Raw genomic sequence first — 26,511 nt, 5'->3', positions numbered from 1 at the left:
ATATATTAAATACATAAATATTGATAAAACAGAGAAATTCGTGACCCATGTCACACCACTCATTTACGCGTTGGCGAAAGATCAACCAACGTCGTATTTATCCACAGAATGTGCCACTAAGTTAAGCACCGAACCACTAAAAATTAGAGTTTCGTCGCACGTCAAGGCTGTAAATGGAAACAGTAGTGAGGGTTTTTCACAGTTATCCCAGCTTTCTGTGGATAACATGGTGTAAGATCCTGTTTATTTTCAGTGACCAGAATTGGAAAACCCACCATGACGTTGCGCAACACCGTCACCTGTGAATTAAAAAACAAGATAAATCATAGAATTGAATAACGCTTGTGGAAAAAGTTACACTCTGAATATTCGGTACAAAATAGCTGCTTGTTTTTTAATCAAGGTGTAATGCCATGTCTCAACCTCGCCCATTGCCCTCTCCCCCCGAAACTGAAGCGCAGTTATTAGCGCAAGCACAGCAACTTTCTGGTTACACCCTTGGAGAACTGGCAGCACTTGCCGGATTGGTTACGCCGGAGAATTTAAAACGCGATAAAGGTTGGATCGGTGTGTTACTGGAGATCTGGCTTGGCGCCAGCGCAGGAAGTAAACCTGAACAAGATTTTGCCGCTTTAGGCGTGGAACTCAAAACTATACCTGTAGATACTCTTGGTCGCCCGCTGGAAACGACATTCGTTTGTGTTGCACCGTTAACTGGCAATAGCGGTGTGACTTGGGAAACCAGCCACGTGCGCCACAAACTCAAACGGGTGTTATGGATACCGGTTGAAGGCGAGCGCAGCATCCCACTGGCGCAGCGTCGCGTAGGAGCACCGTTGCTGTGGAGTCCGAACGAAGAGGAAGACCGCCAGCTACGCGAAGACTGGGAAGAATTAATGGATATGATTGTCCTCGGTCAGGTTGAGCGAATCACCGCTCGTCACGGGGAATATTTGCAAATACGACCGAAAGCGGCGAATGCGAAAGCTCTCACCGAAGCCATTGGCGCCGAGGGTGAACGAATTCTGACATTGCCGCGCGGATTTTATCTGAAAAAGAATTTCACCAGCGCACTGCTGGCGCGTCATTTTTTGATCCAGTAGCCATCGCTTTGACCTGCTGCATTCCGGGCATATAATTACCGCTTCATTTTTTTGGCAGGGCTTTTTAGATGTTATTTGCATGGATAACCGATCCTAACGCCTGGCTTGCGCTCGGTACGCTGACGCTGCTGGAGATCGTTCTTGGGATCGATAATATTATTTTCCTTTCTCTGGTGGTCGCAAAGTTGCCCACCGCACAGCGTGGTCACGCGCGGCGTCTGGGACTGGCAGGAGCCATGGTTATGCGTCTGGCGCTGCTGGCGTCGATTGCCTGGGTTACGCGCCTGACGAATCCGCTTTTTACCATTTTCAATCAGGAAATTTCCGCTCGTGATTTGATTCTGCTGCTGGGTGGTCTGTTCCTTATCTGGAAAGCCAGTAAGGAGATCCACGAGTCTATCGAAGGCGAAGAAGAAGGGCTGAAAACACGTGTTTCATCATTCCTCGGCGCTATCGTGCAGATTATGCTGCTGGATATTATTTTCAGCCTCGATTCGGTGATTACCGCCGTGGGTCTGTCGGATCACCTGTTTATTATGATGGCGGCCGTAGTCATTGCCGTAGGCGTGATGATGTTCGCCGCACGTTCGATTGGTGATTTTGTTGAACGCCATCCATCAGTGAAAATGTTGGCGCTCTCTTTCCTGATTCTGGTGGGCTTTACCCTGATCCTGGAAAGTTTCGATATCCACGTACCGAAAGGTTACATCTACTTCGCGATGTTCTTCTCCATTGCAGTAGAAAGCCTCAACCTGATTCGCAATAAAAAGAATCCGCTCTGATATTCCGTTCGCTCTCCTGTGGGAGAGCGAACGTCTTCCCTTTATTCTCACAGTTTAAGACTTTCCTGCTTTCAAGATGTATAACGTCAGATTATAAACAGACTATTATCATTGATGGGCTTAATGAGGATAACCGGATGAAAAAATGGGCAGTATTAATTTCCGCAGTCGGACTGGCATTTGCTGTTTCCGGTTGTAGCAGCGATTATGTGATGGCAACTAAAGATGGTCGAATGATCCTGACTGATGGAAAACCGGAAATTGACGATGATACCGGGCTTGTGAGTTATCACGATCAACAAGGTAACGCGATGCAAATTAACCGCGATGATGTCTCGCAAATTATTGAACGTTAAAAAATAAGGTCAGCATCCGGCTGGCCTTAAGATTTTTCGCTTTCCCTTTTCCCTTCCCTCTGCCATTTTTATATTCCTTATGTCGTGATTATAAAAAGGAAACGGCTATGCAATATCACCGTATACCCCACAGCTCGCTGGAAGTCAGCACGCTGGGGCTTGGCACGATGACGTTTGGTGAACAGAACAGCGAAGCCGACGCCCACGCACAACTCGACTATGCCGTTGCTCAGGGCATTAATCTTATCGACGTTGCCGAGATGTACCCTGTACCGCCGCGCCCCGAAACTCAGGGTCTGACCGAAACCTATGTCGGTAACTGGCTGGCAAAACATGGCAACCGCGAAAAATTAATTATCGCCTCTAAAGTGAGCGGACCGTCGCGCAACAATGACAAGGGTATTCGCCCGGATCAGGCGCTGGACAGGAAGAATATCCGCGAAGCTCTGCATGACAGCCTCAAGCGTCTACAGACTGATTACCTCGATCTTTATCAGGTACACTGGCCGCAGCGCCCGACCAACTGCTTCGGCAAACTCGGTTATAGCTGGACGGATTCCGCGCCTGCGGTTTCGCTGCTGGATACGCTGGATGCACTGGCAGAATACCAACGCGCAGGGAAAATTCGTTATATCGGCGTGTCGAATGAAACCGCATTTGGCGTAATGCGTTATCTACATCTGGCGGACAAACACGATCTGCCGCGCATCGTCACTATTCAGAACCCCTATAGTCTGTTAAACCGCAGCTTTGAAGTGGGTCTGGCGGAAGTCAGCCAGTATGAAGGCGTCGAGTTACTGGCCTATTCGTGCCTGGGTTTCGGCACGCTGACCGGTAAATATCTCAATGGTGCAAAACCGGCTGGTGCGCGTAATACGCTCTTTAGTCGCTTCACCCGTTATAGTGGTGAGCAAACGCAAAAAGCTGTCGCGGCATATGTTGATATTGCCAGACGTCATGGTCTCGATCCTGCTCAGATGGCGCTCGCTTTTGTACGCCGCCAACCGTTTGTTGCCAGCACGCTGCTGGGCGCAACGACGATGGAACAGTTGAAAACTAACATCGAAAGTTTACATCTGGAGTTGAGCGAAGACGTATTAACTGAAATTGAAGCGGTGCATCAGGTTTATACTTATCCGGCACCTTAAGCATTAACGCCGGGGTTACCCGGCGTTAAATATTAATGACGGCGTTGCCAGACCCACAGCGCCGTTATTGCCAGCGCAAACAGCGCACCGAAGCCAATGCCAATGGGCACGACCGGAATCCCCACCATTACCGCCAGTGAATAAATCCCCAACATCAGCAACATGGCACTGTTTTCGCCCAGGTTCTGTACTGCAATCGCATTCCCCGCCCCGACGCTTTTTTTACCTCGTTCCTGGAGTAACGCATTCAATGGAACGACAAAAAAGCCGCCCAGCACGCCAATCAACATCAGCAAGGCATAGGCTGGCAGCAGCTCATGTTGCAGGGAGAAAATCAGCACCACCACGCCAATTAAAATCCCGGCGGGCATACAGCGTGAAACGGTTTCCAGCGTGACCAGCTTCGCTGCCGCGCCGGCACCAACCACGATGCCAATCGCCACCATGGCGTTGAGATAGGTCGGCGTAGCGTTATCGGTAATGCCCAGCGCCACTGGCACCCAAAGTACTAACAGGAAACGCAGCGTGACGCCTGCTCCCCAGAACAAACTGGTGCCTACCAGCGAAAAACGCGTTTCTCCATTGCGCCATAACGAGGTGCAGGCATTCAGGAAACTGCGGGTCATGTTGATGAGATTCCACGACTGCCCCGGACGCGCCGCCGCCAGTTTTGGAATGTAGATATTGGCGACGACCGCACCACCATAGGCCAGCGCACATGCTGCCAGAGCAACCAGGACATGCCAGTCAGCCAGTACACCACCGGCTACGGAACCGAGCAAAATCGCTGCAATGGTGGAGGCTTCCATTAAACCGTTAGCTTTCACTAACTTGCTGCCAGTGGTCAATTCACCAAGAATGCCGTATTTCGCCGGTGAATACGCCGCTGCTCCCACGCCGACCAGCGTATAGCCGAGAAAGGGATTTATGCCAAAGCAGATACTGGCAGCACCCAGCAGCTTAAGACCGTTGGCAAACATCATCACCCGACCTTTGGCAAAGCTATCGGCCACCTGCCCGACAAACGGCGCAAAAAGAATGTAAGCACCTACAAACACCATTTGCAGGACGGGCTGACTCCACTCCGGATAGAACTGTGCTTTCAGTAACGCCAGAGTGGCAAACAGCAGCGCGTTATCGCCAAACGCAGAGAGAAACTGCGCGACGATAACCGCTTTCATCCCCTTCGACCACAGCGAAGTGTTAGTGTGCACTGACTCACTCATCGTGTTGTTCCGCTTCGTCTACCCAGCTTTTCAACGTGACAAAGTCAGGTTTACCACTGCCCAGTAATGGCATCTGTTTCAGATAGCGAATGTCGCGCGGTACGGCAAGTTCCGGCACGCCGTGCTCGCGGGCATACTGTTGCAGTTTATCGCGCGCCAGTTCACTGTCCGTGGTGAAAAGCACCAGCGCCTCACCTTTGCTGGCATCGCTCTTAATCGCAGTGGCATGCATCTTGTCTGGTGAAACACCAATGGCCAGTTGTTCCACCATTTCCAGCGACACCATTTCGCCTGCAATTTTGGCAAAGCGTTTCGCGCGTCCCTGAATCTGCACAAAGCCCTGCTCGTCGAAACGCACGATATCGCCCGTGTCATACCAGCCGCGCTCCATCTCGCCGCGAACATTCTCGGCGGTGGGCACTTCCAGCACGCCCGGCTTCTCTACCCGCAGGTAGCCGTTCATAATGTTCGGCCCTTTCAGTTGCAGGCGACCACCGTCTTCGATACCCGGAACCGCCAGCAGTCGCGCATCCATACCAGGCAAAATACGCCCTACCGTACCTGGTTTCGCCGCCATCGGTACGTTGATGGACACCACGGGCGCGCATTCCGTCACACCGTAACCTTCAAGAATGCGCAGGCCAAATTTATCCTGCCAAAGCTGTTTGGTGCTTTCTTGCAGTTTCTCTGCGCCTGCCACCACATAGCGTAGACGATAGAAATCATACGGGTTGGCAAAGCGCGCGTAGTGACCGAGGAAGGTCGAGGTGCCAAAGAGCACGGTACAACTGCGGTCGTACACCAGTTCCGGCACAATGCGGTAATGCAGCGGGCTTGGATAAAGGAATACTTCCGCCCCCGTCAGCAGTGGCGTAAACAGACCAACAGTCAGACCAAAAGAGTGGAACAGTGGCAATGCCGACATAAAGCGATCGTTGGTGGTGAAGTCGGCAATGGTTTTAATCTGCTCGACGTTCGCCAGAATGCTTTTATGGCTATGGACAACACCTTTCGGATGACCTTCAGAACCGGAGGTAAAGAGGATCAGCGCCTCTTCTTCTGGCTGCTGTTTTACCTGTGCGAGGCGCGGCACCAGCAGATGCGCGAAGATCCACACTTTGTCGGCAGTGGTGACATCCGCTTTTAAATCTTCCAGATAGACCCAACGTACCTGAGTTAGCTGTTCCGGCAGATGCCAGAGTTTGCCTTTATCGAGAAACTGGCGGGAAGTGAAGATGGTTTTGATTTCAGCCGCCGTAATGGCGCTGGTCAGCCCTTTTACCCCGGCGGTGTAGTTCATCATTGCTGGAATGCGACGACGTGCGATGGCTCCGAAAATCACTGCCGCACTGATGCCCGCATTGGGCAGCATTAAGCCGATGCGTTCCCCTTCAACACTGTATTTTTCAAGAATGCGCCCGACAAACAGCGTTTTGGTAAGTAATTTACGATAGGTGTCAGGGGTAAAATTGATATCTTCGACACACTTTTTACCCGCACCGAAACGGTACATCGCACTCAAAAAGGATTCGTACAACGTTTCACGCGGGCGCACTGCCATACGCGCTTCCATCATAATTTGATGCAGCATTTCGCCAGCGATTTTGCGACGGTCACGGGCACGCGGCGCATCCGGCATCTGTACCTGCGTTGGTGGCAAAATATGCAGATGAATTTGCGGGAACAAGCGACGTTTAACCAGACCTTTCAGGCGGCTGAAGTGCGTAAGTTCCGCCCCTTCAATACGCACTGGAATGACTGTCGCACCTGACTTCGCAGCGACAAAACCCGCGCCATCGTAGATTTTCATCAGCGAGCCGGTTGTCGTGATTCGTCCTTCAGGGAAAATCACCACCGGTCGCCCCTGTTCCACCAGACGTACCAGATGTTTAATTGCCATAGGTTGCGTCGGGTCGAGGGGAACGAAGTCGATAAATGATTTCAGCCAACGCATATACCACTGCTGGCTGATGGAGGTGTAAACGGCAAAAACAGGGCGAACGGGTAAAAACAGTGCCAGCAATATGCCATCAATAAATGAGACGTGATTGGGCGTGATAAGAACGCGCTCGCCCTTCAGTGCCTGCGTGTCGCCTGTCACGCGAACACGGTACAGGACACGGCACAAATTACGAAAAAAGCTAAAAAGCATTCCAACTCCCTTTGCTCATTCTTCAGTAAAAGCGAATGGTGCGAGATTACACCAGAAGGAGAACGCGAGCGACAGTAAAATGGGTGCGAAAAAAAACCTGCGCATCCGCGCAGGCTGGTGCAAGAGACAGGGTACGAAGAGCGTACCGAATAATCTCACCAATCAATACCTCTGGGATCTTGATTGTGGTCTGCACACAGACTGTTCGCCAGCGAGAAAACGCAAAGGAGTGAAGGGAAATGCAACCAGGTGTGTAAATTATCGGTTACTGTTACAGATTGATGACAGACAAAAAAAACCTGCGCATCTGCGCAGGTTGGTGTAATTCATGTGATCAACCCGAAGTTGACTTCACCTATCAATACCTCTGGGATCACCACTTTATCAATCTGAAGCCAAACGCCACCAGCGGTCAATCGCAACAGCGTTTCGCAAAGTGTAACCAAAGGTTTGCAATCTCTTTTTTTGTCTTACTTATTTGCGTTTCGCTCACATTCCCCGCGCTGAAAGTACCACACCCCTTGAACCAACGGACGTTTTCCGTAACACTGACAGAATGTAAGCGTTTACCCACAAAGGTATTTTCATGGCGACCATAAAGGATGTAGCCCGACTGGCAGGCGTTTCAGTCGCCACAGTTTCCCGCGTCATTAATAATTCTCCCAAAGCCAGCGAAGCTTCCCGGCTGGCTGTACATAGTGCAATGGAGTCTCTTAGCTATCACCCGAACGCCAACGCCCGGGCGCTGGCACAACAGGCCACCGAAACCGTTGGTTTGATTGTTGGCGATGTCTCCGATCCTTTTTTCGGCGCAATGGTGAAAGCGGTTGAACAGGTGGCTTATCACACGGGTAATTTTTTATTGATTGGTAATGGTTACCACAACGAGCAAAAAGAACGTCAGGCCATTGAGCAGTTGATCCGCCATCGCTGCGCCGCACTGGTCGTTCATGCCAAAATGATTCCCGATGCCGATTTGACAGCGTTGATGAAACAAATGCCCGGCATGGTGCTGATCAACCGGATCCTTCCGGGGTTTGAGAATCGTTGCATCGCACTGGACGATCGTTATGGCGCCTGGCTGGCGACGCGTCATTTGATTCAACAAGGCCATACTCGCATTGGTTATCTCTGCTCTAACCACTCTATTTCTGACGCCGAAGATCGTCTGCAGGGTTATTACGATGCCCTTACCGAAAGCGGTATTCCGGCCAATGATCGGCTGGTAACTTTTGGCGAACCGGATGAAAGCGGCGGCGAACAGGCAATGACTGAGCTGCTGGGAAGGGGGCGAAATTTCACTGCCGTGGCCTGTTATAACGATTCAATGGCGGCAGGCGCGATGGGTGTACTCAATGATAATGGTATTGATGTACCGGGTGAGATTTCATTGATTGGCTTTGATGATGTGCTGGTATCGCGCTATGTACGTCCGCGTTTGACGACAGTACGCTATCCAATTGTAACGATGGCGACTCAGGCTGCCGAACTGGCTTTGGCACTGGCGAACAATCACCCGCTTCCTGAAATTACCAACGTCTTTAGTCCAACGCTGGTACGTCGCCATTCAGTTTCAACACCGTCGCTGGAGGCAAGTCATAACGCCTCCAGCAACTAGCCGCAATTAAAGCAGCTCAAGCGCCAGTAATTCTTCAATGGTCTGGCGACGGCGAATCAACCGCGCCTGACCATTATCAAACAGAACTTCTGGCAGCAGTGGGCGACTATTGTAGTTTGATGACATTGACGCGCCATATGCGCCAGTATCATGCAGTACCAGATAATCCCCCGCCTTCACTTCCGGCAAAGCACGAGTTTCGACATTCCCCCCCTCCTGCTGGGTAAAAACATCCCCCGATTCACATAGCGGCCCGGCGACAACGGTTTCCACCGTTGGTGCGTGCTCAAGGGAATGACCATCAGCCGCCAGTGCGCTAATGTGATGGTAACTGCCGTACATTGCCGGGCGCATCAGATCGTTAAACCCGGCGTCAACCAGCACAAAGTGGCGGCTCCCCATCTGTTTGACGCTTCGCACCTGGGTAATCAATACACCAGACTGCGCCACCAGGAAGCGACCCGGTTCAATTTCCAGTTTCACAGGGTGACCCAGATGATGTGCGATCTGCTCACGTGCCGCATTCCACAGGCCATAATAATGCTCGGTATCAACCGCTTCTTCTCCATGCTGATAAGGAACTGAAAGCCCACCGCCAGCAGAAATCGCCTGTAAATCCTGATCAAAGTCGATAACCTGCCGCACCATCGCACCACACACCTGTTCCAGATGCGCATAGTCAACACCGGAACCAATGTGCATGTGAATGCCGACCAGCTGCAATTGATGCCGCTGTATTACTTCTAGTGCGGCGGGAAGATCGGTATACCAGATACCGTGCTTGCTGTTTTCGCCGCCGGTATTGGTTTTTTGGCTATGTCCGTGACCAAACCCCGGGTTAACGCGCAGCCATACCCGATGCCCTGGCGAAACCTGGCCTAGTTGGTCGAGCATATCGACAGAACCCGCATTCACCGGAATTTGCAATTCACTGACACGCTCGAGCGTAGCCTGGTCGATAACATCAGCGGTAAAAACAATATCATCGGGATGCGTTTGTGGATTGTATCCCGCCGCCAGCGCGCGCTCGATTTCGCCCAACGAGACGGAATCTACTTTCACGCCCTGCTCTCGCATTAAGCGCAAAATATGGATATTGGAGCAGGCTTTCTGCGCAAAGCGCACCACATCAAACTGCTTCAGAGCCGTAATCTGCCGACGAATGATTTGTGCATCGTAGACCCAAACCGGGCAACCGAATTCTGCGGGCAAGCGCAGCAGATTTTCAGCGGTGAGATCGGTATCGGTGCTGAACAGTGAATGTGGCATAACAAACTCCGAATAAGTGAGGCTGACGGCGAATAAAACATTGCCTGATGCACTTCGTTTATCAGGCCTACATGGCTCCTGCAATATATTGAATTTGCATGATCTTGTAGGCGCATCAACAAAGCGCACATTGTCAACAATCTGAATAAGTGCTTTTTTATGATTACGCCACATCATAAAAAGAATAAAAAATATCGATTTATGCCAGGTCTATGCAAAAATGATATGGATTACCGAAGAATGAGATTAAGCAGATGGCCGCCGTTAACTTACGTCATATTGAAATTTTTCATGCGGTGATGACCGCCGGAAGCCTGACTGAAGCGGCACAACTGCTACATACTTCACAACCCACTGTCAGCCGCGAACTGGCGCGCTTTGAAAAAGTGATTGGGCTGAAATTGTTTGAGCGCGTACGTGGACGATTACATCCTACCGTGCAAGGGCTGCGGCTGTTCGAAGAGGTGCAGCGATCCTGGTACGGATTGGATCGCATTGTCAGTGCCGCAGAAAGTTTGCGCGAGTTTCGCCAGGGCGAACTGTCTATTGCCTGCCTGCCGGTCTTTTCGCAGTCTTTTTTGCCGCCACTGATGCAACCGTTTCTGGCTCGCTATCCTGAAGTCAGCTTAAACATAGTGCCGCAGGAATCGCCGCTACTTGAAGAGTGGCTCTCGGCCCAGCGCCATGATTTAGGCCTCACCGAGACGCTGCATACACCTGCGGGTACGGAACGTACTGAATTACTGTCTTTAGATGAAGTCTGTGTTTTACCGCAGGGGCATCCGCTGGCAGCAAAAGAGGTATTAACGCCGGAAGATTTTCAGGGTGAGAATTACATCAGCCTTTCCCGTACTGACAGCTATCGCCAGTTATTGGATCAACTATTTAATGAACATCAGGTTAAACGCCGCATGATTGTGGAGACCCACAGCGCCGCGTCAGTCTGCGCGATGGTACGGGCGGGGGCGGGAGTTTCCGTGGTTAACCCGCTCACCGCACTGGATTATGCGGCAAGCGGTTTAGTGGTGCGGCGATTTAGCATTGCAGTTCCGTTTACCGTTAGCCTGATTCGCCCCCTTCACCGCCCGTCATCAGCACTGGTGCAGGCATTTAGTGAGCACTTACAGGCAGGTTTACCGAATCTGGTTGCCTCACTTAACGCTATTTTGTAGCGAGTTACGACAGCATAAAGGCGACGGCATCCTCGGCATGAAGAGCGGTGGTATCGAACACGGGCAGGACACTGCGCTCCTCTGGCACCAGTAAACCAATTTCAGTACAACCGAAAATCACGCCCTGCGCCCCCTGTTCTGCGAGACGAGTAATGACTTGTGCATAATAAGCGCGTGACGTTTCGGTAAATTGCCCCAGACACAGCTCTTCAAAAATAATCTGATTAATTTTCGCCCGCTCATCCGCTTCAGGCACCAGACAATCGATAGAAAATTGCTCTGCCAGCCGTCCACGATAAAAATCCTGTTCCATGGTGTAGCGCGTTCCCAGCAGCGCCACGCGCGTCATTCCAGCACGGGTGATGGCACGCCCGGTGGCATCCGCAATATGTAAGAAAGGCAGTGAGCAACGAGACTCGATGACATCTGCTACTTTGTGCATCGTATTGGTACATAACACAATGCCTTCTGCTCCTGCCCGTTGTAATCCAAGCGCCGCACTGGCAAGAATCTCTCCTGTTTTGTCCCACTCACCGCGACGTTGGCACTCTTCTATTTCATGAAAATCGACGCTATGTAGCAGCACTTGCGCAGAGTGAAGCCCGCCAAGTCGCTGTTTAATGCCTTCATTTATCAGGCGATAGTAAGGAATAGTGGATTCCCAGCTCATTCCTCCCAGCAAACCAATTGTTTTCATTCCTCTCTCCTGGTGTGAGTTACCGCAACAGGGCTGATTAAGGAACGAGACAAACGCCTCAACGGCCTGGTGCCAGATCTCTATTAGCGAAAAAAAGGCCGGATGTACAGCACATCCGGCCTGTGAAATCAGACACCGATATTTCTCAATTTCTCACCAGCCATCAGTCTACGTTCGATATGTTCCAGCGTGACATTCTTGGTTTCCGGAATAAGCCAGAAGGTGATGCCAACAAACGCAATGTTCAGCGCAGTGTAGAGCCAGAACGTACCTGCCGCACCAATGCTATCGAGCAGAGTCAGGAAGGTCGCGCCAATAATCATGTTCGACACCCAGTTTGTGGTGGTCGAGCAGGTAATACCAAAATCGCGGCATTTCAGTGGCTGAATTTCGGAGCACAGGATCCACACCACTGGCGCGGCGCTCATCGCATAACCGGCAATGCACATCATTGTCATGCCAACAGAGAGCCAGGACAAACCACTGGAAGCCGTACCATTATCAAACTGCATCAGGCAATAGCCCAACACCAAAGTTCCCAATGCCATCACGCTAAAACCAATTTTCAGTGCCGGTTTACGCCCCGCTTTATCTACTGTAAAGACAGCAATAAAGGTGGCGAACATAAATGTCAGCCCCACGACCAGAGTCGCAATCATCTGTTGTTCTGTGGTCGTAAAGCCCGCCATTTTGAAGATGCGAGGCGCGTAGTACATGATGATGTTCATACCGGTAAATTGCTGCATCGCCTGCAACAACATACCGAGAAACACTGCTCGACGGACATTACGGTTGATCTTAAACAGCGCCCAACCGCCCTGTTTTAATTTCAGGCTTTCACGAATTTCGTTGAGTTCGTCTCGCGCTTTTTCCGACGTATCGCGCAGCATACGCAGCACTTCTTCCGCCTCAATATGACGCCCTTTCTCCGCCAGCCAGCGCGGGCTATTCGGCAGGAAGACCACCAGAATAATCAACACAACTGCCGGTAAGGCAAGAACACCTAACATTGCGCGCCAGTTACCGCTATAGCTGAATGCTGTGTCGGATAAAAACGCCAGAACGATGCCAAGCGTGACCATTAACTGGTACATACTGATCATCTTGCCACGTACTTTTTCACTCGCCATTTCAGAGAGATACAGTGGCGCAGTGTAAGAGGCAATCCCCACCGCAATCCCCAGAACCACACGGGCCGCGATTAACATTTCGACACTGGTGGCAAACGCTGATCCTATTGAGCCCAGTACGAACAGCACAGCACCAGCCATCAGGCTGTATTTACGTCCCAGACGGAATGACAGCCAGCCGTTAAACAGCGCACCGATTGCTGCGCCAAGCATCATGCTACTGACGACCCATTCCTGCAAACGACTGGTCAGCACAAAGTGATCGGTGATAAACGGTAATGCACCTGCGATAACCCCGATATCAAGACCGAATAACAATCCCGCGACCGCAGCAGCTACCGAAACAAACATATTCATACGCCGCGTATCACGCAGAGGGCGCGGCGTTAAAGCAGATTCCGTATTGATAGTAACCATTTTTTCCTGCCAGCACAGAGTAAGACATAGTGAAAAAATACGTGAACAATTAACTCAGGTGTCAGGTCGGAAATAGCATAAATATGGATTAAATTGCTGCCACATGCAGTTATGTGATGGACATTACACTTTTAAAATTAAGTGAAATTAATGACATTATTATTAAGCAACTAATTTTAAAGCAGATAAAACCAACAAAACTTATCAATTGATAATTAATATGGATTATTTAATAGCCATGATATGGATTATGTTGATTATCGGAAATAAAAAACCCTGCCAATGTGACAGGGTCATAAATGTAAGCAAAATGAATTAACGTGCTAACCAGCCACCATCCACGGCAATGGTGTAGCCATTAACATAGTCAGAAGCACTGGACGCCAGAAACACCACCGGCCCCATCAGATCGCTCGGCAACCCCCAACGCCCCGCTGGAATACGATCCAGAATTTCCGCACTACGCTGTTCATCAGCCCGCAGTTGCTGAGTATTGTTGGTCGCCATGTAACCCGGAGCAATCGCGTTAACGTTAATGTTGTGTTTTGCCCATTCGTTCGCCATCAGGCGCGTCACACCCATTACGCCGCTTTTTGATGCGGTATATGAGGGCACGCGGATCCCGCCCTGGAATGAAAGCATTGACGCGATATTAATAATCTTGCCGCCATTGCCCTGCGCGATAAAGTGCTTCGCCGCCGCCTGGGACATGAAAAACACGCTCTTGATGTTCAGATTCATCACATCGTCCCAGTCTTTTTCGCTGAAATCGAGAGCATCTTCGCGGCGAATCAAACCGGCGTTATTCACCAGGATATCAATATGACCAAATTCTGCCACTGCACGATCCAGCAGTGCTGGAATACCATCAATCTTACGCAGATCGGCGGTCAGGCTTAAAAAACGACGCCCCAGCGCAGTGACCTGTTCAATGGTCTCTGTTGGCTCAACAATGTTGATGCCAACAATGTCACAGCCCGCTTGCGCCAGACCCAACGCCATTCCCTGCCCCAGCCCAGTGTCACAACCGGTGACAACTGCAACTTTACCTTCAAGAGAAAATGCATTTAAAATCATGAGAATACCTTATTCATATATATCCGCGACTAGCGCAGATCTTTAATGGCAACGTGGTCCATATCATCAAAGACCTGGTTTTCACCGACCATGCCCCAGATAAAGGTATAAGCCCTGGTTCCTACACCTGAATGGATAGACCAGCTTGGGGAAATCACCGCCTGTTCGTTATGCATCACAATGTGACGCGTTTCTTGCGGTTGCCCCATCATGTGGAAAACGCAGGCGTCATCGTCCATGTTGAAATAGAAGTAAACTTCCATCCGGCGCTCGTGGGTGTGGCACGGCATGGTATTCCACAGGTTTCCCGGTGCCAGTTCCGTTAGCCCCATACTCAACTGGCAGGTTTCCAGCACATCCGGCACAAAGTATTTGTTAATCGTGCGGCGGTTACTGGTGAGATTATCGCCCAGCGTAACCGGAGACACTTCAGACGGCGTGACTTTTTTGGTGGGATACGTCGTGTGAGCAGGTGCGCAGTTGTAATAAAACTTCGCCGGAGTGGCGCTATCAATGCTGGCAAAAACAACTTCTTTTGCACCTTTACCAACATAGAGGGCGTCGCGGTGACCGATTTCATAACATTGGCCATCGACGGTAATCGTACCGGTTCCGCCAATATTGATAACGCCCAGCTCACGACGCTCAAGAAAGTAGCTCACGCCCAGTTGTTTTCCTACTTCCCCGCCAACGGAAACCGTTTTTGCTACCGGCATAATGCCGCCAACAATAATACGGTCAATGTGGCTGTAAACCATGGTGTACTCATCCGCGACGAATACCTTTTCAACCAAAAATTCATTGCGCAGCCCTTGGGTATCCAGCGTTTTCGCGTGCGCACTGTGGATGCTCTGTCTTACGTCCACATCAACCTCCGATAATCATTGAAGTGTGAAATTAGAACGATTATGAAACATCGTTTCGTTTTTCTATTGAAGGATGATAAGCCCGTGATGTGCTCTTTTCAATTAAAAATAAAACATTGTTTCATTTTTAAGAAGGCGATTGTGAAAAGTGTAGTGTCGATCACGAATAAGCCGGGGAAAGGAAAAAGTCAGGTTCTATATGGGATATGCATAGACGTGCCAGCCATCATTATAAAGCAGCTTGATGGCGGTAGAGGTTTAACTGATAAGGAAGAAATACAGATCTAATCGTCACGCTCAATAGTTAACGCCACCCCCTGACCACCACCAATACAGAGTGTAGCCAATCCTTTACGAGCGTTGCGTTTCACCATTTCATGAACCAAAGAAACCAAAATGCGGCAACCAGAGGCGCCAATCGGATGACCCAATGCAATCGCGCCGCCATTGACATTGACCCGGCGTTCATCCCATTCAAGCATCTTGCCAACAGAAAGCGCCTGCGCGGCAAATGCTTCATTAGCCTCAATAAGATCAACATCAGCCAGCTGCCAGCCTACACGCTCCAGGCAACGGCGAGTCGCATACACAGGAGCAATACCCATCAGTGCAGGATCAACACCAACGCTGGCAAAGGCGCGAATACGTGCCAGCACGGGTAAATTCAACGCATGTGCTTTGGCTTCGCTCATCATCATTACCGCAGCTGCGCCATCATTGATGGATGAGGCATTTCCTGCGGTAACAGAACCGTGACTATCAAATGACGGATTTAAACTAGCCAGCCCTTCGGCACTGGCATCAGTACGCGGCTGCTCATCGGTATCAACAATCAGTAACTGCCCGTTACTTTGCGTTCTGACCGGGACGATCTCATCTTTGAATCGTCCGGCATCAATGGCCGCTCGCGCTTTCTGTTGTGAGCTAAGTGCGTAGGCATCTTGTAACTGACGACTGATACCATATTCGCGCGCCAGATTTTCGGCAGTGACACCAATATGGTAATCATTGAATGCATCCCACAAGCCATCATGCACCAGGCTATCAACCAATTGGCTATCGCCAAGCTGTGCTCCGGTGCGGCTATCAGTCAAAACATGTGGCGCACGACTCATATTTTCCTGACCACCGGCAATAACAATATCAGCCTCGCCACACTGGATCGCCTGAGTAGCAAGATGCAAAGCTTTTAGCCCGGAACCACAAACATCATTAATGGTTATTGCCGAAACGCTGTTGGGAAGACCACCTTTAATGGCAGATTGCCGTGCTGGATTCTGCCCTGCCCCGGCAGTCAGAACCTGTCCAAGAATCACTTCATCCACCGCATGTGCAGCAACGCCGGTGCGCTCTAATAATGCTTTCACGACCAGACTGCCTAATTCTACCGCAGAATGACCAGCCAACGCGCCACGAAAGCAGCCGATAGGTGTTCGTAACGCACCGACAATCACAACATCTTTCATCACAACCTCGCACCAATTAACAGCGCAATAGTAAATGATTGTTAATTTCAATTATCCAAAATGTTTAAAAAAAGTGATTTTTATCACAAAGGAAATTTACCGTAAGAAGGGGCGATGATATCTGACTGGCACGCAAGGTTTGCATCTACTAACACACCAATCCAGAGGTTGATATAGCGTTAATCTCCCATGTCCGGCCTGGTTTATGGTAAATTGCCCTCCATTTTGTTTAATTTGTAGATGATACGTTCAAATAATGTCTAAAATTTGGTCAAAAGAAGAAACTCTCTGGAGCTTCGCACTCTACGGCACAGCCGTTGGCGCAGGCACGCTCTTCCTTCCTATTCAATTAGGTTCAGCAGGAGCGGTGGTCCTGTTTATTACTGCACTGGTCGCCTGGCCTTTAACATATTGGCCACATAAGGCCTTGTGCCAGTTCATCCTTTCTTCAAAAACATCGGCAGGCGAAGGGATCACTGGCGCGGTAACTCACTACTATGGCAAGAAGATCGGTAATCTGATTACCACTCTGTACTTCATTGCCTTTTTTGTCGTTGTACTGATATACGCAGTGGCAATCACCAACTCACTCACTGAACAGCTGGCGAAGCATATGGTCATTGATCTACGCATCCGTATGCTGGTGAGTCTTGGCGTTGTGTTAATCCTGAATCTTATTTTTCTGATGGGGCGTCATGCCACAATTCGGGTAATGGGATTTTTGGTTTTCCCGCTGATTGCTTACTTCTTATTTCTTTCCATCTACCTGGTCGGTAGCTGGCAGCCTTCTTTATTAACAACCCAGGTAGAGTTCAATCAGAATACCCTTCACCAGATATGGATATCGATTCCCGTGATGGTTTTCGCCTTTAGCCATACTCCGATTATTTCTACGTTTGCCATCGACAGACGAGAAAAATACGGCGAACACGCTATGGATAAATGCAAAAAAATTATGAAGGTCGCTTATCTCATCATCTGTGTGAGCGTGCTGTTCTTCGTGTTTAGCTGCCTGTTATCAATTCCACCTTCATATATTGAGGCAGCCAAAGAGGAAGGCGTCACCATTTTATCGGCACTGTCTATGCTGCCAAATTCCCCTGCATGGTTGTCAATTTCCGGGATTATAGTCGCGGTAGTTGCAATGTCTAAATCATTTTTAGGCACCTACTTTGGCGTTATTGAAGGTGCGACGGAATTAGTCAAAACCACGTTACAGCAGGCGGGCGTTAAAAAAAGCCGTGCATTTAACCGCGCGCTGTCAATTATGTTGGTATCGTTGATTACTTTCATCGTTTGCTGCATCAACCCTAACGCAATTTCGATGATTTACGCGATCAGTGGTCCGCTCATTGCCATGATTCTTTTTATCATGCCAACACTGTCTACGTATCTCATTCCAGCCCTTAAACCCTGGCGCTCCATCGGAAATCTAATTACGTTGATCGTGGGTATCCTGTGCGTGTCGGTAATGTTCTTTAGTTAATCGCTGATGAGAATGGTTCAAAATAGTCATTATTTTGAACCATTCCAGTTCTTACAATGCCTCTCCACCATTAATCACCCTCCTGACTATCTATAGCATAAACAAACAATATCAAGCTGTTATCCTCAGTAAAAATCTGAACATCTTAAATAAGACTATTTAAGATGCGTCACTTAGATTTACACGATATCGTCTGGTTATTCGAAAACAATTTGCAGTATAGATATTCCTAATGCATTAAGCATTTATCTGATTTGCGATAAGCCAAACATGGTTAAATGAGTGAAATCAAGCCATATTTAAAACTTAATGATGTATTCTTAAATATCTTATTGAGAATAATATCAAATACAGATTAAACGCAAATTCCAATTAAAAGCTTATTAAATCAGAGTGTATTGACATCATCAATAACCAATGAAATTATGCGATTATCTATGAATAGGGAGGTTATTAACATGAGACTTTGTAGTAGATATAAAAGTCTTACATGCAATAGTTGCTCAATGCATTGCCAAATAATGCCAGAAAAGTCACCTCGCCTGCAGTATTGTGCAAACGCCTGTTTTTGTATGTGGCCCGAAGATAGTTCGTATTTTAATCGTGGCGTGGTTGAAGGCATATTAAGTAAAAATCACAATGCTCGATTAAGCGGATACATTTTTGTGGATTTTTCAGTAAGTTTTTTACGTCTTTTCCTGGATAAAGACTGGATTGAGTATCTTGCAAGTACGGAAATGGGAATTGTGTTGATAAGCGACAGGAATATGCAATCTCTTGCTAATTACTGGAGAAAACACAACCCCGCAATATCAGCCATTATATATAATGATGATGGACTGGATGTTGCTAACGAGAAGATCAGGCAGTTGTTTATTGGTCGTTACCTGTCATTTACCAGAGGCAATACGTTGACTCAAATGGAGTTCACCATAATGGGGCATATGGTCTCTGGCTATAATCCATATCAGATTGCAGACACTCTCGACATGGATATCCGTAGCATCTACGCCTACAAGCAAAGAATTGAAAAAAGGATGGGTGGTAAAATAAACGAATTATTTATACGTTCAAACTCAGTTCAGCATTGAAACGTAACTATCCACAAAAATAATTATTGTATATACGGGCATTTATAATAATGCCCGTGTTTTATACGATGAGCTTCAAGTCCGCTTGTTAATTTTTAGTTTAATCATGTGAATTTTGTGTGCTATTTCAAAAATTCATGAGAGAAAAAACCATAAAAGTAGACGTTATAACCGTTAAATTTGTTAACACACATGGTTATTTAAGTTGCATTAATATATTGCAATTATAATTGTCATAATGAATATAAAATTAATATATATTTATTAGATGAATACTAATATACTTACCAAACTATCTCATTTGAATTTTCTTGATGCTGTGTTTTATTGACCTATGTACTGGATTATTAACAATAATATTGAGTTCTGGCCGGAACACAAGAAATTAATTTCGGTACATGACGCCGAGTTGAACGTTGTTCTGACAACGCCCGCAAGCAGGTGTTTATCGTTGCTACTCGAAGCTTTTCCAGATGTGGTCGCCCAGCAGGACTTTTTCTCCAGAGTCTGGGAAGAAGAAGGTATGCGTGTACCGGTCAACACGTTATACCAAAACATATCGATTATCAGGCGTGGGTTTCGCGCGGTTGGTGATACGACTCATTCGCTTATTGCAACCGTGCCGAGAAAAGGGTTCAAGCTCAATAACGATATCAACATAGAAAATCATACCCCCCTCTCTGCAATAGATGTCCAAAAGCACAACTCTCCCCTCAGTTTGAACGTTACAGATGGGGTTAAAGAGATAAATTCTGCTCCAGATAATCATGTCAGGAACATACTCCGGCACTCTAAATTTTATTTACTCATGTTAAGTGCATTTGGTGTGGGTTTGCTTACCGCATTTTTACTATGGAATAATAATCAACCCAAACCATTCTTTAGAGATTACAGGACTGTTGCAGAAATAAATGGTTGTCATTTTAATATAACAGAAGATAGCATTAATGGCCTGAAAGATTTTGATAAATATAAAAAGCATATATTAGCGTCAGGAATTGACTGCAAGAAATATCCATGGCTATATTTCCCTCTGGCCAGATCGTTTCCGGGCTTGATTGTTATGGCCTGCAAAAAAAGCTATAGAAATAACGAAGTTGCAGGTTGTTTAACTTTGTCTTATCGTGGGATTAATCGTGACTCGTTATAAAAAAGCCCTGATACTTATTTTATGTTTTATTAGCGGATTTGTTCTTTTTATTACCTATCATTATTCTAAACAGCAAATCGCATACAATGAAAAATGTACAGCTAACTGGGTTATTTTTAATGACCAGGGACAAGCCAATCTTACTCTTGACTTTATGTATAATAAAAACAAAAAGACAGGTATAGTTGCACTCAGCGGTACATGGAAACAAAACACAAAGGCTTATAAAGCAATTCGACGTGATATTGAATATACATGGACTGAAAATTATAATACGTTGCATCTCACCTCCAACAAAATAAATAAGTTCGATATTATTGATCAAGTTGAAGATAATAAACTCGCACTACTCCTTCCTGACTTCTATGTCTTTTCAGGAAAAATGATAAGCTATAATATACAAACACAGGGTAATCGCGGTTTTCTTTTTAACATTAGTAACAGAGCGATTATGTACTGTGCAAGGTAACCCTGACACGGTCGAAATAAAAATATTAAAAATAACACATGCAATATTTCTATAATTTTTTATAACCATACATATCTATATAGCAACCTTCCACTCCCTAAAAACATTAGCAATATATTCCCCTTCTCTCAGTATGACACTCAATCTTCAAATTAACGCCTTGCCGATATTAATTTGAAGGAAATATCACCAGTGAGAATACTCCATTGTAAAATGGTGATATATATGATGGTGAAAAAAACAAACAAATATTTTTCATATCTAGCATATCAAAAACAATAATAAATTGCCAGAGAAAGATATCGTTACTATAACGTTCACAAACAAGGTTAGAACTCGATATATAGCTGTTACCTGACTATGTTTTCTTATCTTAAATCAAAATCAGCACTCAGTTAAGGAATGATAGCCGCGTCAGTTTATCATTGCCTTTCAATTAGTTACGTAGAAACATGATTAAAAAGCATTAATTAAGGACATTTCAGGTTACATTCGAAAAAATCCTCTATAAATTAATGCAAACAGTCATGGAATTTTATATATACAAAATCATATACAGTTTAATAAAACATATATGAATATCAGTTATATCTATTACTCATTCAGGACGTAAATAACTATAAACTTTACAGGGGTTAGCTAATGGATTTAGAAATTAAGTTTTCATATCATTTTCCTGATGGAATAATTCTTACAGAAGATGGTATTCTTACAAAAGGGAATGAGCAATCTTACATACCTCCGAAAGAGCTTGGCGTATTATTTGTATTGCTTGAATCATCTGGCAATGTTGTATCAAAAGATATGATCATTGAGTCCGTGTGGAAAAATGTGATTGTAAGTGACGAGTCCCTTACACGGTGTATATATTCATTAAGATGTATTTTTGAACGCATCGGTTATACCCGCTGTATAGAAACCATATACAGGAAAGGCTATCGATTCAGTGGGCAAGTTTTCAAAATAAAAGGGAACCAAAATAATGAAGAAGGAAGTACGGTTGCTTTATTTCCATTTACAACGTCTCACAGTCATCATGATCCATTAACACTAAATCAGAATCTTGTACAACTTATCTCAAACCAAAAAAATGATGACCTTTATATATACCCACTGGCAGCAACCCAATATTGTATAGATAATAAATCTCAAACAGCTTTTCTGGCCAGATTCAAACCAGATTATTTTATAACCGGAAGAATCAGCCAACATGGAACATCAAATAGTTTATATGTTGAGGTGATCGATGCAAAAAGTTTTTATCTTGTTGCCAGCACACATCTGCAAGCGGATGATATACAAAAAGTATCACAATTTATAATAAGTAACTTGTATCTGGCTATGAAGAAGCCTAAAGCTGCACAGGGCTTGATTAATCAACGCGATTCTTTTAATGACCATATTTTATCAAAAGAAATGTCTAACGGAAAAAACGCGCTAAATGAGTTCACGCCTGAAAGTATTGTCAAAGCAATAACGATATTTGAACACCTGAAAAAAAAACACAATATTCCGTCTCTAATAAATGAGTGTCATTGCCTGTTGGCTGAATGCTATATATCCCTGGCTCTTCATGGTATGAATGAGCACAAAGATGCAACTCAAAAAGCATTAGCATTTATAGATAAGGTGTCAGATAAAACTATTTGTGATGGAAAGATTTCAGGAATCATGGGATTGATAACTGGTCTTTCCGGACAAGCAACGACATCACGTATTTTTTTTGAACATGCGCAGACACAAATATTAGATATCGCCGCCTTATACTATTATCGTGCACTGGTAAATATATATAACGATAAAATTGAGGATGCAATTGCTTGTATAGACCAGGCACTGTTACTTGAACCTGATATGCATAAAGCTGTGGTAATAAAAAAATGCATTAATGCATATATTTCTGCAACACAGAATAAAAAATGCACACACGTTTATCAAGGAACAGAGAAAGAATGCTATTTAGTTATTATTAATAACATCCAAAAATTAAAGCAATTATCAAAAACTAATAATAATATCGATTTTAATAGTCAATGTGCAGTAGCGTGAGTCGTGATAATCCTCGACTGGTATAACGAATGCAAACTCGTTTATGACTGCTAATGTCGAGGAGCACACAAGCTCTACTTATTTTTGATTGTTGTTATTTGATTCAGCCATACTTGATGTAAGCACATTAAAAGAATGGAAAGTTTCGATAAAAAAAGAAAAATAAATGAGGATATAAAAACTGGAGCGGGCGAAGGGAATCGAACCCTCGTATAGAGCTTGGGAAGCTCTCGTTCTACCATTGAACTACGCCCGCTTTAAAATGCGTAAGGCATTATAAACCTTACGCTCTTCTTAGCAAGTGCCTTGCTACTGACTGCTGATTAATTCACCATCAGCACTTTGGTTTACTGCCCTGTGGCGGCAAGTAGCGCAAAGGATCAATCGCCGTAGCACGGTAACGAATCTGGAAATGTAACCGCACAGATTCAGCATCCGTACTGCCCATCGTCGCTATCTTTTGCCCAGCCTTAACATTTTGCCCATTGTTTACCAGCATCGTGTCGTTATGAGCGTAAGCAGTGATGTAATCTTCACTGTGTTTAATCATGATGAGATTACCGTAGCCACGTAATTGGTTACCGACATACACCACCTTACCGGCGCCGGCTGCATATATTGGCGTCCCGCGCGCTGCAGCAATATCAATCCCTTTATTGCCGCCATCTGCCATTGAGTAAGGCATGATAACTTTTCCACTCGTTGGCCATAACCAGCAACGTTGTCCGACGGGCGGCCATGAAGATTTCGGAACCACTGGTGGTGGAGTGACTGACGCTGTTTTCGTCGTTGATTTGGCTGTATTTTTTCTCGAGCTGCGGTTACTTTTTGCCCCACCAAGCTTCAACTTTTGACCAACTTCGATGGTATAGGGTGGAGAAATGCCGTTGAGTCGGGCAAGTTCTTTTACGCTTGTTCCCGTGGTGCGTGAAATACGATAAAGCGTATCCCCCCGTTTCACGGTGTAAACGGAGCCGGAATACGTTCCTGTGTCTGATGATTTGCTACCAGAACAGCCCGCCAGAAGCAGCCCTGCCGATAACAGCATCACGATACCCAGCGTTTTTTTATTCGGGCGTCCTGCGCTCAAAATCTTTCCTCGCTCAAAAAACAAGACGCTATATCATAGCAGCCACCTGTCAGATACCCAATCCATTGCTCGGAAAATGGATGTACAAATCAAGAATTGTTAATGAATCCATTAGGATAGCGATCCCCCATTTGCACATCATCATAACGCAAAAGAAGGCATCCTGACTGTCGCCTAATATTCATTTATCACAATGATTTTTATCACACTCATATTGATACACAGCCCTCTCTTTCTTTGCTGATAAAAACGCATCATCCCTGGCGTTTTATTAACAACATCACACTTCCCTCCTCCCCCCATGCTTATAGTCGTTTCTGGCGTAATTCTTGCCTGCAAAGACTAAATCATTGCCATAAGAACCAAATGTTCAAATCAAGGGGATTTCTATGGAAGCGCGGGAAGCAACCGCTACAGGTGAATCATGTATGCGCGTAGATGCCATTGCTAAGGTTACCGGGCGGGCACGATATACTGATGATTATGTTATGGCGGGCATGTGTTACGCAAAATATGTACGTAGCCCTATCGCACATGGTTATGCCGTAAATATTGACGATGAAAAGGCCAGAAGCCTGCCGGGCGTACTGGCGATTTTTACCTGGGAGGATGTACCGGATATCCCATTCGCTACGGCAGGACATGCCTGGACACTTGACGAAAATAAACGCGATACCGCCGATCGCGCACTGTTAACCCGCCATGTTCGTCATCATGGTGATGCCGTTGCCATTGTCGTGGCTCGCGATGAGCTCACGGCAGAAAAAGCGGCGCAACTAGTCAGCATTGAGTGGCAAGAATTACCCGTTATCACCACACCAGAAGCGGCACTGGCAGAAGACGCAGCACCAATCCATAACGGCGGCAATTTACTTAAACAAAGCATGATGTCGACGGGCAATGTCCAGCAAACAATCGATGCGGCAGATTACAAGATCGAGGGGCATTATCAAACACCGGTCATTCAGCATTGCCATATGGAAAGTGTGACCTCACTGGCATGGATGGAGGATGACTCGCGAATTACCATCGTCTCCAGTACGCAGATCCCACATATTGTTCGCCGCGTTGTCGGTCAGGCGCTGGATATTCCCTGGTCATGTGTTCGAGTCATCAAACCGTTTGTCGGCGGCGGTTTTGGTAATAAACAGGATGTGCTGGAAGAGCCTATGGCGGCCTTCCTGACCAGCAAGCTCGGGGGCATTCCGGTGAAAGTTTCCCTTAGCCGTGAAGAGTGTTTTCTCGCAACCCGAACCCGCCACGCCTTTACCATTGATGGGCAAATGGGCGTGAACCGTGATGGTACGTTGAAAGGTTATAGTCTGGATGTTCTGTCCAACACCGGCGCTTATGCCTCCCACGGTCACTCCATCGCTTCCGCAGGCGGTAACAAAGTCGCTTACCTTTATCCTCGTTGTGCTTATGCCTACAGTTCAAAGACCTGCTATACCAATCTGCCCTCGGCAGGCGCGATGCGTGGTTATGGCGCACCGCAAGTCGTTTTTGCTGTCGAATCAATGCTGGATGACGCCGCTACCGCGTTAGAACTAGACCCAGTAGAAATCCGTTTACGTAATGCTGCTCGAGAAGGCGATGCAAATCCGCTCACGGGCAAACGTATTTACAGCGCAGGATTACCAGAGTGTCTTGAAAAAGGGCAGAAAATCTTTGAATGGGAAAAACGCCGTGCAGAGTGCCGGAACCAGCAAGGCAATTTGCGGCGAGGCGTTGGCGTTGCCTGTTTTAGCTACACCTCTAACACCTGGCCTGTCGGGGTGGAAATCGCGGGCGCACGCCTGTTGATGAATCAGGATGGAACCATCAACGTGCAAAGCGGCGCTACAGAAATCGGTCAGGGTGCCGACACCGTGTTCTCACAAATGGTGGCAGAAACCGTGGGTGTCCCGGTCAGCGATGTCCGCGTAATTTCGACACAAGACACCGATATTACACCATTCGACCCCGGCGCGTTTGCATCACGTCAGAGCTACGTTGCCGCGCCAGCGTTGCGCAGTGCGGCGCTGCTGCTGAAAGAGAAAATCATCGCTCACGCCGCAGTCATGCTACATCAGTCAGCGATGAATCTGACCCTGATAAAAGGCCAAATCGTGCTGGTTGAAAGACCAGAAGAGCCGTTGCTGTCATTAAAAGATCTGGCAATGGATGCGTTTTATCATCCCGAGCGTGGCGGACAGCTTTCTGCAGAAAGTTCTATCAAAACTACCACTAACCCACCGGCGTTTGGCTGCACCTTTGTTGACCTTACAGTCGATATTGCGCTGTGCAAAGTCACTATCAACCGCATCCTCAACGTTCATGATTCGGGGCATATTCTTAATCCGCTACTGGCAGAAGGCCAGGTACACGGCGGGATGGGAATGGGCATTGGCTGGGCGCTATTTGAAGAGATGATCATCGACGCGAAAAGCGGCGTGGTACGTAACCCAAATCTGCTGGATTACAAAATGCCGACCATGCCGGATCTGCCACAACTGGAAAGTGCGTTTGTCGAAATCAATGAACCGCAATCCGCATACGGACATAAGTCACTGGGTGAGCCACCAATCATTCCTGTTGCCGCTGCTATTCGTAACGCGGTGAAGATGGCTACCGGTGTTGCAATCAATACACTGCCACTGACGCCAAAACGGTTATACGAAGAGTTCCATCTGGCAGGATTGATTTGAGGATAACATC

General features: G+C 47.0%; 22 protein-coding genes and 1 tRNA gene. 12 read left to right on the top strand and 11 right to left on the bottom strand.

Annotated elements, in window-relative coordinates; genetic code table 11:
• Positions 1 to 81 precede the first annotated feature (81 nt).
• Complete coding sequence (locus C3D30_RS20710; protein ID WP_016159643.1) at positions 82 to 228, bottom strand: hypothetical protein; 147 nt, start codon at positions 226 to 228, stop codon at positions 82 to 84.
• A gap of 185 nt (positions 229 to 413) precedes the next feature.
• Between C3D30_RS20710 and mutH the strand changes: the two genes are divergently transcribed.
• The 4 genes from mutH (at position 414) to C3D30_RS03510 (ending at position 3,389) form a co-directional block, all read left to right on the top strand.
• On the top strand, positions 414 to 1,103 hold the full coding sequence (mutH, locus tag C3D30_RS03525) for a DNA mismatch repair endonuclease MutH (RefSeq protein WP_000082202.1): 690 nt from the start codon (positions 414 to 416) through the stop codon (positions 1,101 to 1,103).
• Positions 1,104 to 1,171: 68 nt separating this feature from the next.
• Positions 1,172 to 1,885 carry a TerC family protein gene (locus C3D30_RS03520; RefSeq protein WP_000895630.1) on the top strand — a complete coding sequence of 238 codons (714 nt, stop codon included), beginning with the start codon at positions 1,172 to 1,174 and terminating at the stop codon, positions 1,883 to 1,885.
• Between the two features lie 137 nt (positions 1,886 to 2,022).
• Complete coding sequence (ygdR, locus tag C3D30_RS03515; RefSeq protein ID WP_000758660.1) at positions 2,023 to 2,241, top strand: lipoprotein YgdR; 219 nt, start codon at positions 2,023 to 2,025, stop codon at positions 2,239 to 2,241.
• Positions 2,242 to 2,348: 107 nt separating this feature from the next.
• Positions 2,349 to 3,389 carry an NADP(H)-dependent aldo-keto reductase gene (locus C3D30_RS03510; protein WP_001199282.1) on the top strand — a complete coding sequence of 347 codons (1,041 nt, stop codon included), beginning with the start codon at positions 2,349 to 2,351 and terminating at the stop codon, positions 3,387 to 3,389.
• Between the two features lie 32 nt (positions 3,390 to 3,421).
• On the opposite strand, the gene lplT is transcribed toward C3D30_RS03510, so the two are convergent.
• Together lplT and aas are read right to left on the bottom strand one after the other, a co-directional pair.
• Positions 3,422 to 4,615: a lysophospholipid transporter LplT gene (gene lplT, locus C3D30_RS03505; protein WP_000004643.1), complete on the bottom strand. Its 1,194-nt coding sequence runs from the start codon at positions 4,613 to 4,615 to the stop codon at positions 3,422 to 3,424.
• Positions 4,608 to 6,767 carry a bifunctional acyl-ACP--phospholipid O-acyltransferase/long-chain-fatty-acid--ACP ligase gene (gene aas, locus C3D30_RS03500; protein WP_000899033.1) on the bottom strand — a complete coding sequence of 720 codons (2,160 nt, stop codon included), beginning with the start codon at positions 6,765 to 6,767 and terminating at the stop codon, positions 4,608 to 4,610. The genes lplT and aas overlap by 8 nt, the downstream gene beginning before the upstream one ends.
• A gap of 586 nt (positions 6,768 to 7,353) precedes the next feature.
• On the opposite strand from aas, the gene galR reads away from it, so the two are divergent.
• The gene (gene galR / locus C3D30_RS03495; protein ID WP_105286469.1) at positions 7,354 to 8,385 is read left to right on the top strand and encodes an HTH-type transcriptional regulator GalR; all 1,032 of its coding nucleotides are present in this window, start codon (positions 7,354 to 7,356) and stop codon (positions 8,383 to 8,385) included.
• A gap of 6 nt (positions 8,386 to 8,391) precedes the next feature.
• Here galR and lysA read toward each other — a convergent pair whose 3' ends face one another.
• Positions 8,392 to 9,654 carry a diaminopimelate decarboxylase gene (gene lysA / locus C3D30_RS03490; protein ID WP_105286468.1) on the bottom strand — a complete coding sequence of 421 codons (1,263 nt, stop codon included), beginning with the start codon at positions 9,652 to 9,654 and terminating at the stop codon, positions 8,392 to 8,394.
• Positions 9,655 to 9,908: 254 nt separating this feature from the next.
• On the opposite strand from lysA, the gene lysR reads away from it, so the two are divergent.
• Positions 9,909 to 10,826, top strand: a complete 918-nt coding sequence (gene lysR / locus C3D30_RS03485) for a DNA-binding transcriptional regulator LysR (protein WP_000741843.1) — start codon at positions 9,909 to 9,911, stop codon at positions 10,824 to 10,826.
• A gap of 4 nt (positions 10,827 to 10,830) precedes the next feature.
• On the opposite strand, the gene ygeA is transcribed toward lysR, so the two are convergent.
• The 5 genes from ygeA to C3D30_RS03455 form a co-directional block, all read right to left on the bottom strand.
• On the bottom strand, positions 10,831 to 11,523 hold the full coding sequence (gene ygeA, locus C3D30_RS03480) for an amino acid racemase (RefSeq protein WP_000848676.1): 693 nt from the start codon (positions 11,521 to 11,523) through the stop codon (positions 10,831 to 10,833).
• Between the two features lie 128 nt (positions 11,524 to 11,651).
• On the bottom strand, positions 11,652 to 13,070 hold the full coding sequence (gene araE, locus C3D30_RS03475; protein WP_000256428.1) for an arabinose-proton symporter AraE: 1,419 nt from the start codon (positions 13,068 to 13,070) through the stop codon (positions 11,652 to 11,654).
• 315 nt (positions 13,071 to 13,385) lie between these two features.
• Positions 13,386 to 14,147: a 2-dehydro-3-deoxy-D-gluconate 5-dehydrogenase KduD gene (gene kduD / locus C3D30_RS03470; RefSeq protein ID WP_000602499.1), complete on the bottom strand. Its 762-nt coding sequence runs from the start codon at positions 14,145 to 14,147 to the stop codon at positions 13,386 to 13,388.
• Positions 14,148 to 14,176: 29 nt separating this feature from the next.
• Positions 14,177 to 15,013 carry a 5-dehydro-4-deoxy-D-glucuronate isomerase gene (gene kduI / locus C3D30_RS03465; protein WP_000383242.1) on the bottom strand — a complete coding sequence of 279 codons (837 nt, stop codon included), beginning with the start codon at positions 15,011 to 15,013 and terminating at the stop codon, positions 14,177 to 14,179.
• A 284-nt stretch (positions 15,014 to 15,297) separates the two neighbouring features.
• The gene (locus C3D30_RS03455) at positions 15,298 to 16,479 is read right to left on the bottom strand and encodes an acetyl-CoA C-acetyltransferase (RefSeq protein ID WP_000656049.1); all 1,182 of its coding nucleotides are present in this window, start codon (positions 16,477 to 16,479) and stop codon (positions 15,298 to 15,300) included.
• Positions 16,480 to 16,735: 256 nt separating this feature from the next.
• Between C3D30_RS03455 and C3D30_RS03450 the strand changes: the two genes are divergently transcribed.
• From C3D30_RS03450 to C3D30_RS03430, 5 genes are all read left to right on the top strand, one after another.
• Positions 16,736 to 17,965 (top strand): amino acid permease, encoded by a 1,230-nt coding sequence (locus tag C3D30_RS03450; RefSeq protein ID WP_000036850.1) that lies wholly within the window; start codon positions 16,736 to 16,738, stop codon positions 17,963 to 17,965.
• Positions 17,966 to 18,423: 458 nt separating this feature from the next.
• Positions 18,424 to 19,056 carry a helix-turn-helix transcriptional regulator gene (locus C3D30_RS03445; protein ID WP_010354900.1) on the top strand — a complete coding sequence of 211 codons (633 nt, stop codon included), beginning with the start codon at positions 18,424 to 18,426 and terminating at the stop codon, positions 19,054 to 19,056.
• A 334-nt stretch (positions 19,057 to 19,390) separates the two neighbouring features.
• Positions 19,391 to 20,206, top strand: coding sequence for a winged helix-turn-helix domain-containing protein (locus C3D30_RS03440; protein ID WP_105286467.1), 816 nt, complete (start codon positions 19,391 to 19,393; stop codon positions 20,204 to 20,206).
• Complete coding sequence (locus tag C3D30_RS03435; RefSeq protein WP_000199214.1) at positions 20,193 to 20,675, top strand: YqeJ family protein; 483 nt, start codon at positions 20,193 to 20,195, stop codon at positions 20,673 to 20,675. The genes C3D30_RS03440 and C3D30_RS03435 overlap by 14 nt, the downstream gene beginning before the upstream one ends.
• Positions 20,676 to 21,317: 642 nt before the next feature.
• Positions 21,318 to 22,724 carry a winged helix-turn-helix domain-containing protein gene (locus tag C3D30_RS03430; protein WP_105286466.1) on the top strand — a complete coding sequence of 469 codons (1,407 nt, stop codon included), beginning with the start codon at positions 21,318 to 21,320 and terminating at the stop codon, positions 22,722 to 22,724.
• Between the two features lie 182 nt (positions 22,725 to 22,906).
• Here the strand turns inward: C3D30_RS03430 and C3D30_RS03425 are convergent.
• Both C3D30_RS03425 and actS read right to left on the bottom strand, forming a co-directional pair.
• Positions 22,907 to 22,980: transfer RNA gene (locus C3D30_RS03425), tRNA-Gly, on the bottom strand.
• Between the two features lie 78 nt (positions 22,981 to 23,058).
• Positions 23,059 to 23,814, bottom strand: coding sequence for an amidase activator ActS (gene actS, locus C3D30_RS03420; RefSeq protein WP_016159652.1), 756 nt, complete (start codon positions 23,812 to 23,814; stop codon positions 23,059 to 23,061).
• 389 nt (positions 23,815 to 24,203) lie between these two features.
• On the opposite strand from actS, the gene xdhA reads away from it, so the two are divergent.
• Positions 24,204 to 26,501 (top strand): xanthine dehydrogenase molybdenum-binding subunit XdhA, encoded by a 2,298-nt coding sequence (gene xdhA, locus C3D30_RS03415; protein WP_105286465.1) that lies wholly within the window; start codon positions 24,204 to 24,206, stop codon positions 26,499 to 26,501.
• Positions 26,502 to 26,511: the final 10 nt, after the last annotated feature.

The sequence above is a fragment of the Escherichia sp. MOD1-EC5433 genome (genome assembly GCF_002966005.1).
Classification (GTDB): Bacteria; Pseudomonadota; Gammaproteobacteria; order Enterobacterales; family Enterobacteriaceae; genus Escherichia; species Escherichia ruysiae.
Note: the sequence above shows the minus strand (reverse complement) of the source record. Positions and strands in the feature narration are given on the sequence as shown.

Excerpts from the sequence above, each read along its gene's own strand:
- C3D30_RS20710 (WP_016159643.1), bottom strand. The coding sequence starts at position 228 with ATGTTATCCACAGAAAGCTGGGATAACTGTGAAAAACCCTCACTACTG.
- mutH (WP_000082202.1), top strand. The coding sequence starts at position 414 with ATGTCTCAACCTCGCCCATTGCCCTCTCCCCCCGAAACTGAAGCGCAG.
- C3D30_RS03520 (WP_000895630.1), top strand. The coding sequence starts at position 1,172 with ATGTTATTTGCATGGATAACCGATCCTAACGCCTGGCTTGCGCTCGGT.
- ygdR (WP_000758660.1), top strand. The coding sequence starts at position 2,023 with ATGAAAAAATGGGCAGTATTAATTTCCGCAGTCGGACTGGCATTTGCT.
- C3D30_RS03510 (WP_001199282.1), top strand. The coding sequence starts at position 2,349 with ATGCAATATCACCGTATACCCCACAGCTCGCTGGAAGTCAGCACGCTG.
- lplT (WP_000004643.1), bottom strand. The coding sequence starts at position 4,615 with ATGAGTGAGTCAGTGCACACTAACACTTCGCTGTGGTCGAAGGGGATG.
- aas (WP_000899033.1), bottom strand. The coding sequence starts at position 6,767 with ATGCTTTTTAGCTTTTTTCGTAATTTGTGCCGTGTCCTGTACCGTGTT.
- galR (WP_105286469.1), top strand. The coding sequence starts at position 7,354 with ATGGCGACCATAAAGGATGTAGCCCGACTGGCAGGCGTTTCAGTCGCC.
- lysA (WP_105286468.1), bottom strand. The coding sequence starts at position 9,654 with ATGCCACATTCACTGTTCAGCACCGATACCGATCTCACCGCTGAAAAT.
- lysR (WP_000741843.1), top strand. The coding sequence starts at position 9,909 with ATGGCCGCCGTTAACTTACGTCATATTGAAATTTTTCATGCGGTGATG.
- ygeA (WP_000848676.1), bottom strand. The coding sequence starts at position 11,523 with ATGAAAACAATTGGTTTGCTGGGAGGAATGAGCTGGGAATCCACTATT.
- araE (WP_000256428.1), bottom strand. The coding sequence starts at position 13,070 with ATGGTTACTATCAATACGGAATCTGCTTTAACGCCGCGCCCTCTGCGT.
- kduD (WP_000602499.1), bottom strand. The coding sequence starts at position 14,147 with ATGATTTTAAATGCATTTTCTCTTGAAGGTAAAGTTGCAGTTGTCACC.
- C3D30_RS03455 (WP_000656049.1), bottom strand. The coding sequence starts at position 16,479 with ATGAAAGATGTTGTGATTGTCGGTGCGTTACGAACACCTATCGGCTGC.
- C3D30_RS03450 (WP_000036850.1), top strand. The coding sequence starts at position 16,736 with ATGTCTAAAATTTGGTCAAAAGAAGAAACTCTCTGGAGCTTCGCACTC.
- C3D30_RS03445 (WP_010354900.1), top strand. The coding sequence starts at position 18,424 with ATGAGACTTTGTAGTAGATATAAAAGTCTTACATGCAATAGTTGCTCA.
- C3D30_RS03440 (WP_105286467.1), top strand. The coding sequence starts at position 19,391 with ATGTACTGGATTATTAACAATAATATTGAGTTCTGGCCGGAACACAAG.
- C3D30_RS03430 (WP_105286466.1), top strand. The coding sequence starts at position 21,318 with ATGGATTTAGAAATTAAGTTTTCATATCATTTTCCTGATGGAATAATT.
- xdhA (WP_105286465.1), top strand. The coding sequence starts at position 24,204 with ATGGAAGCGCGGGAAGCAACCGCTACAGGTGAATCATGTATGCGCGTA.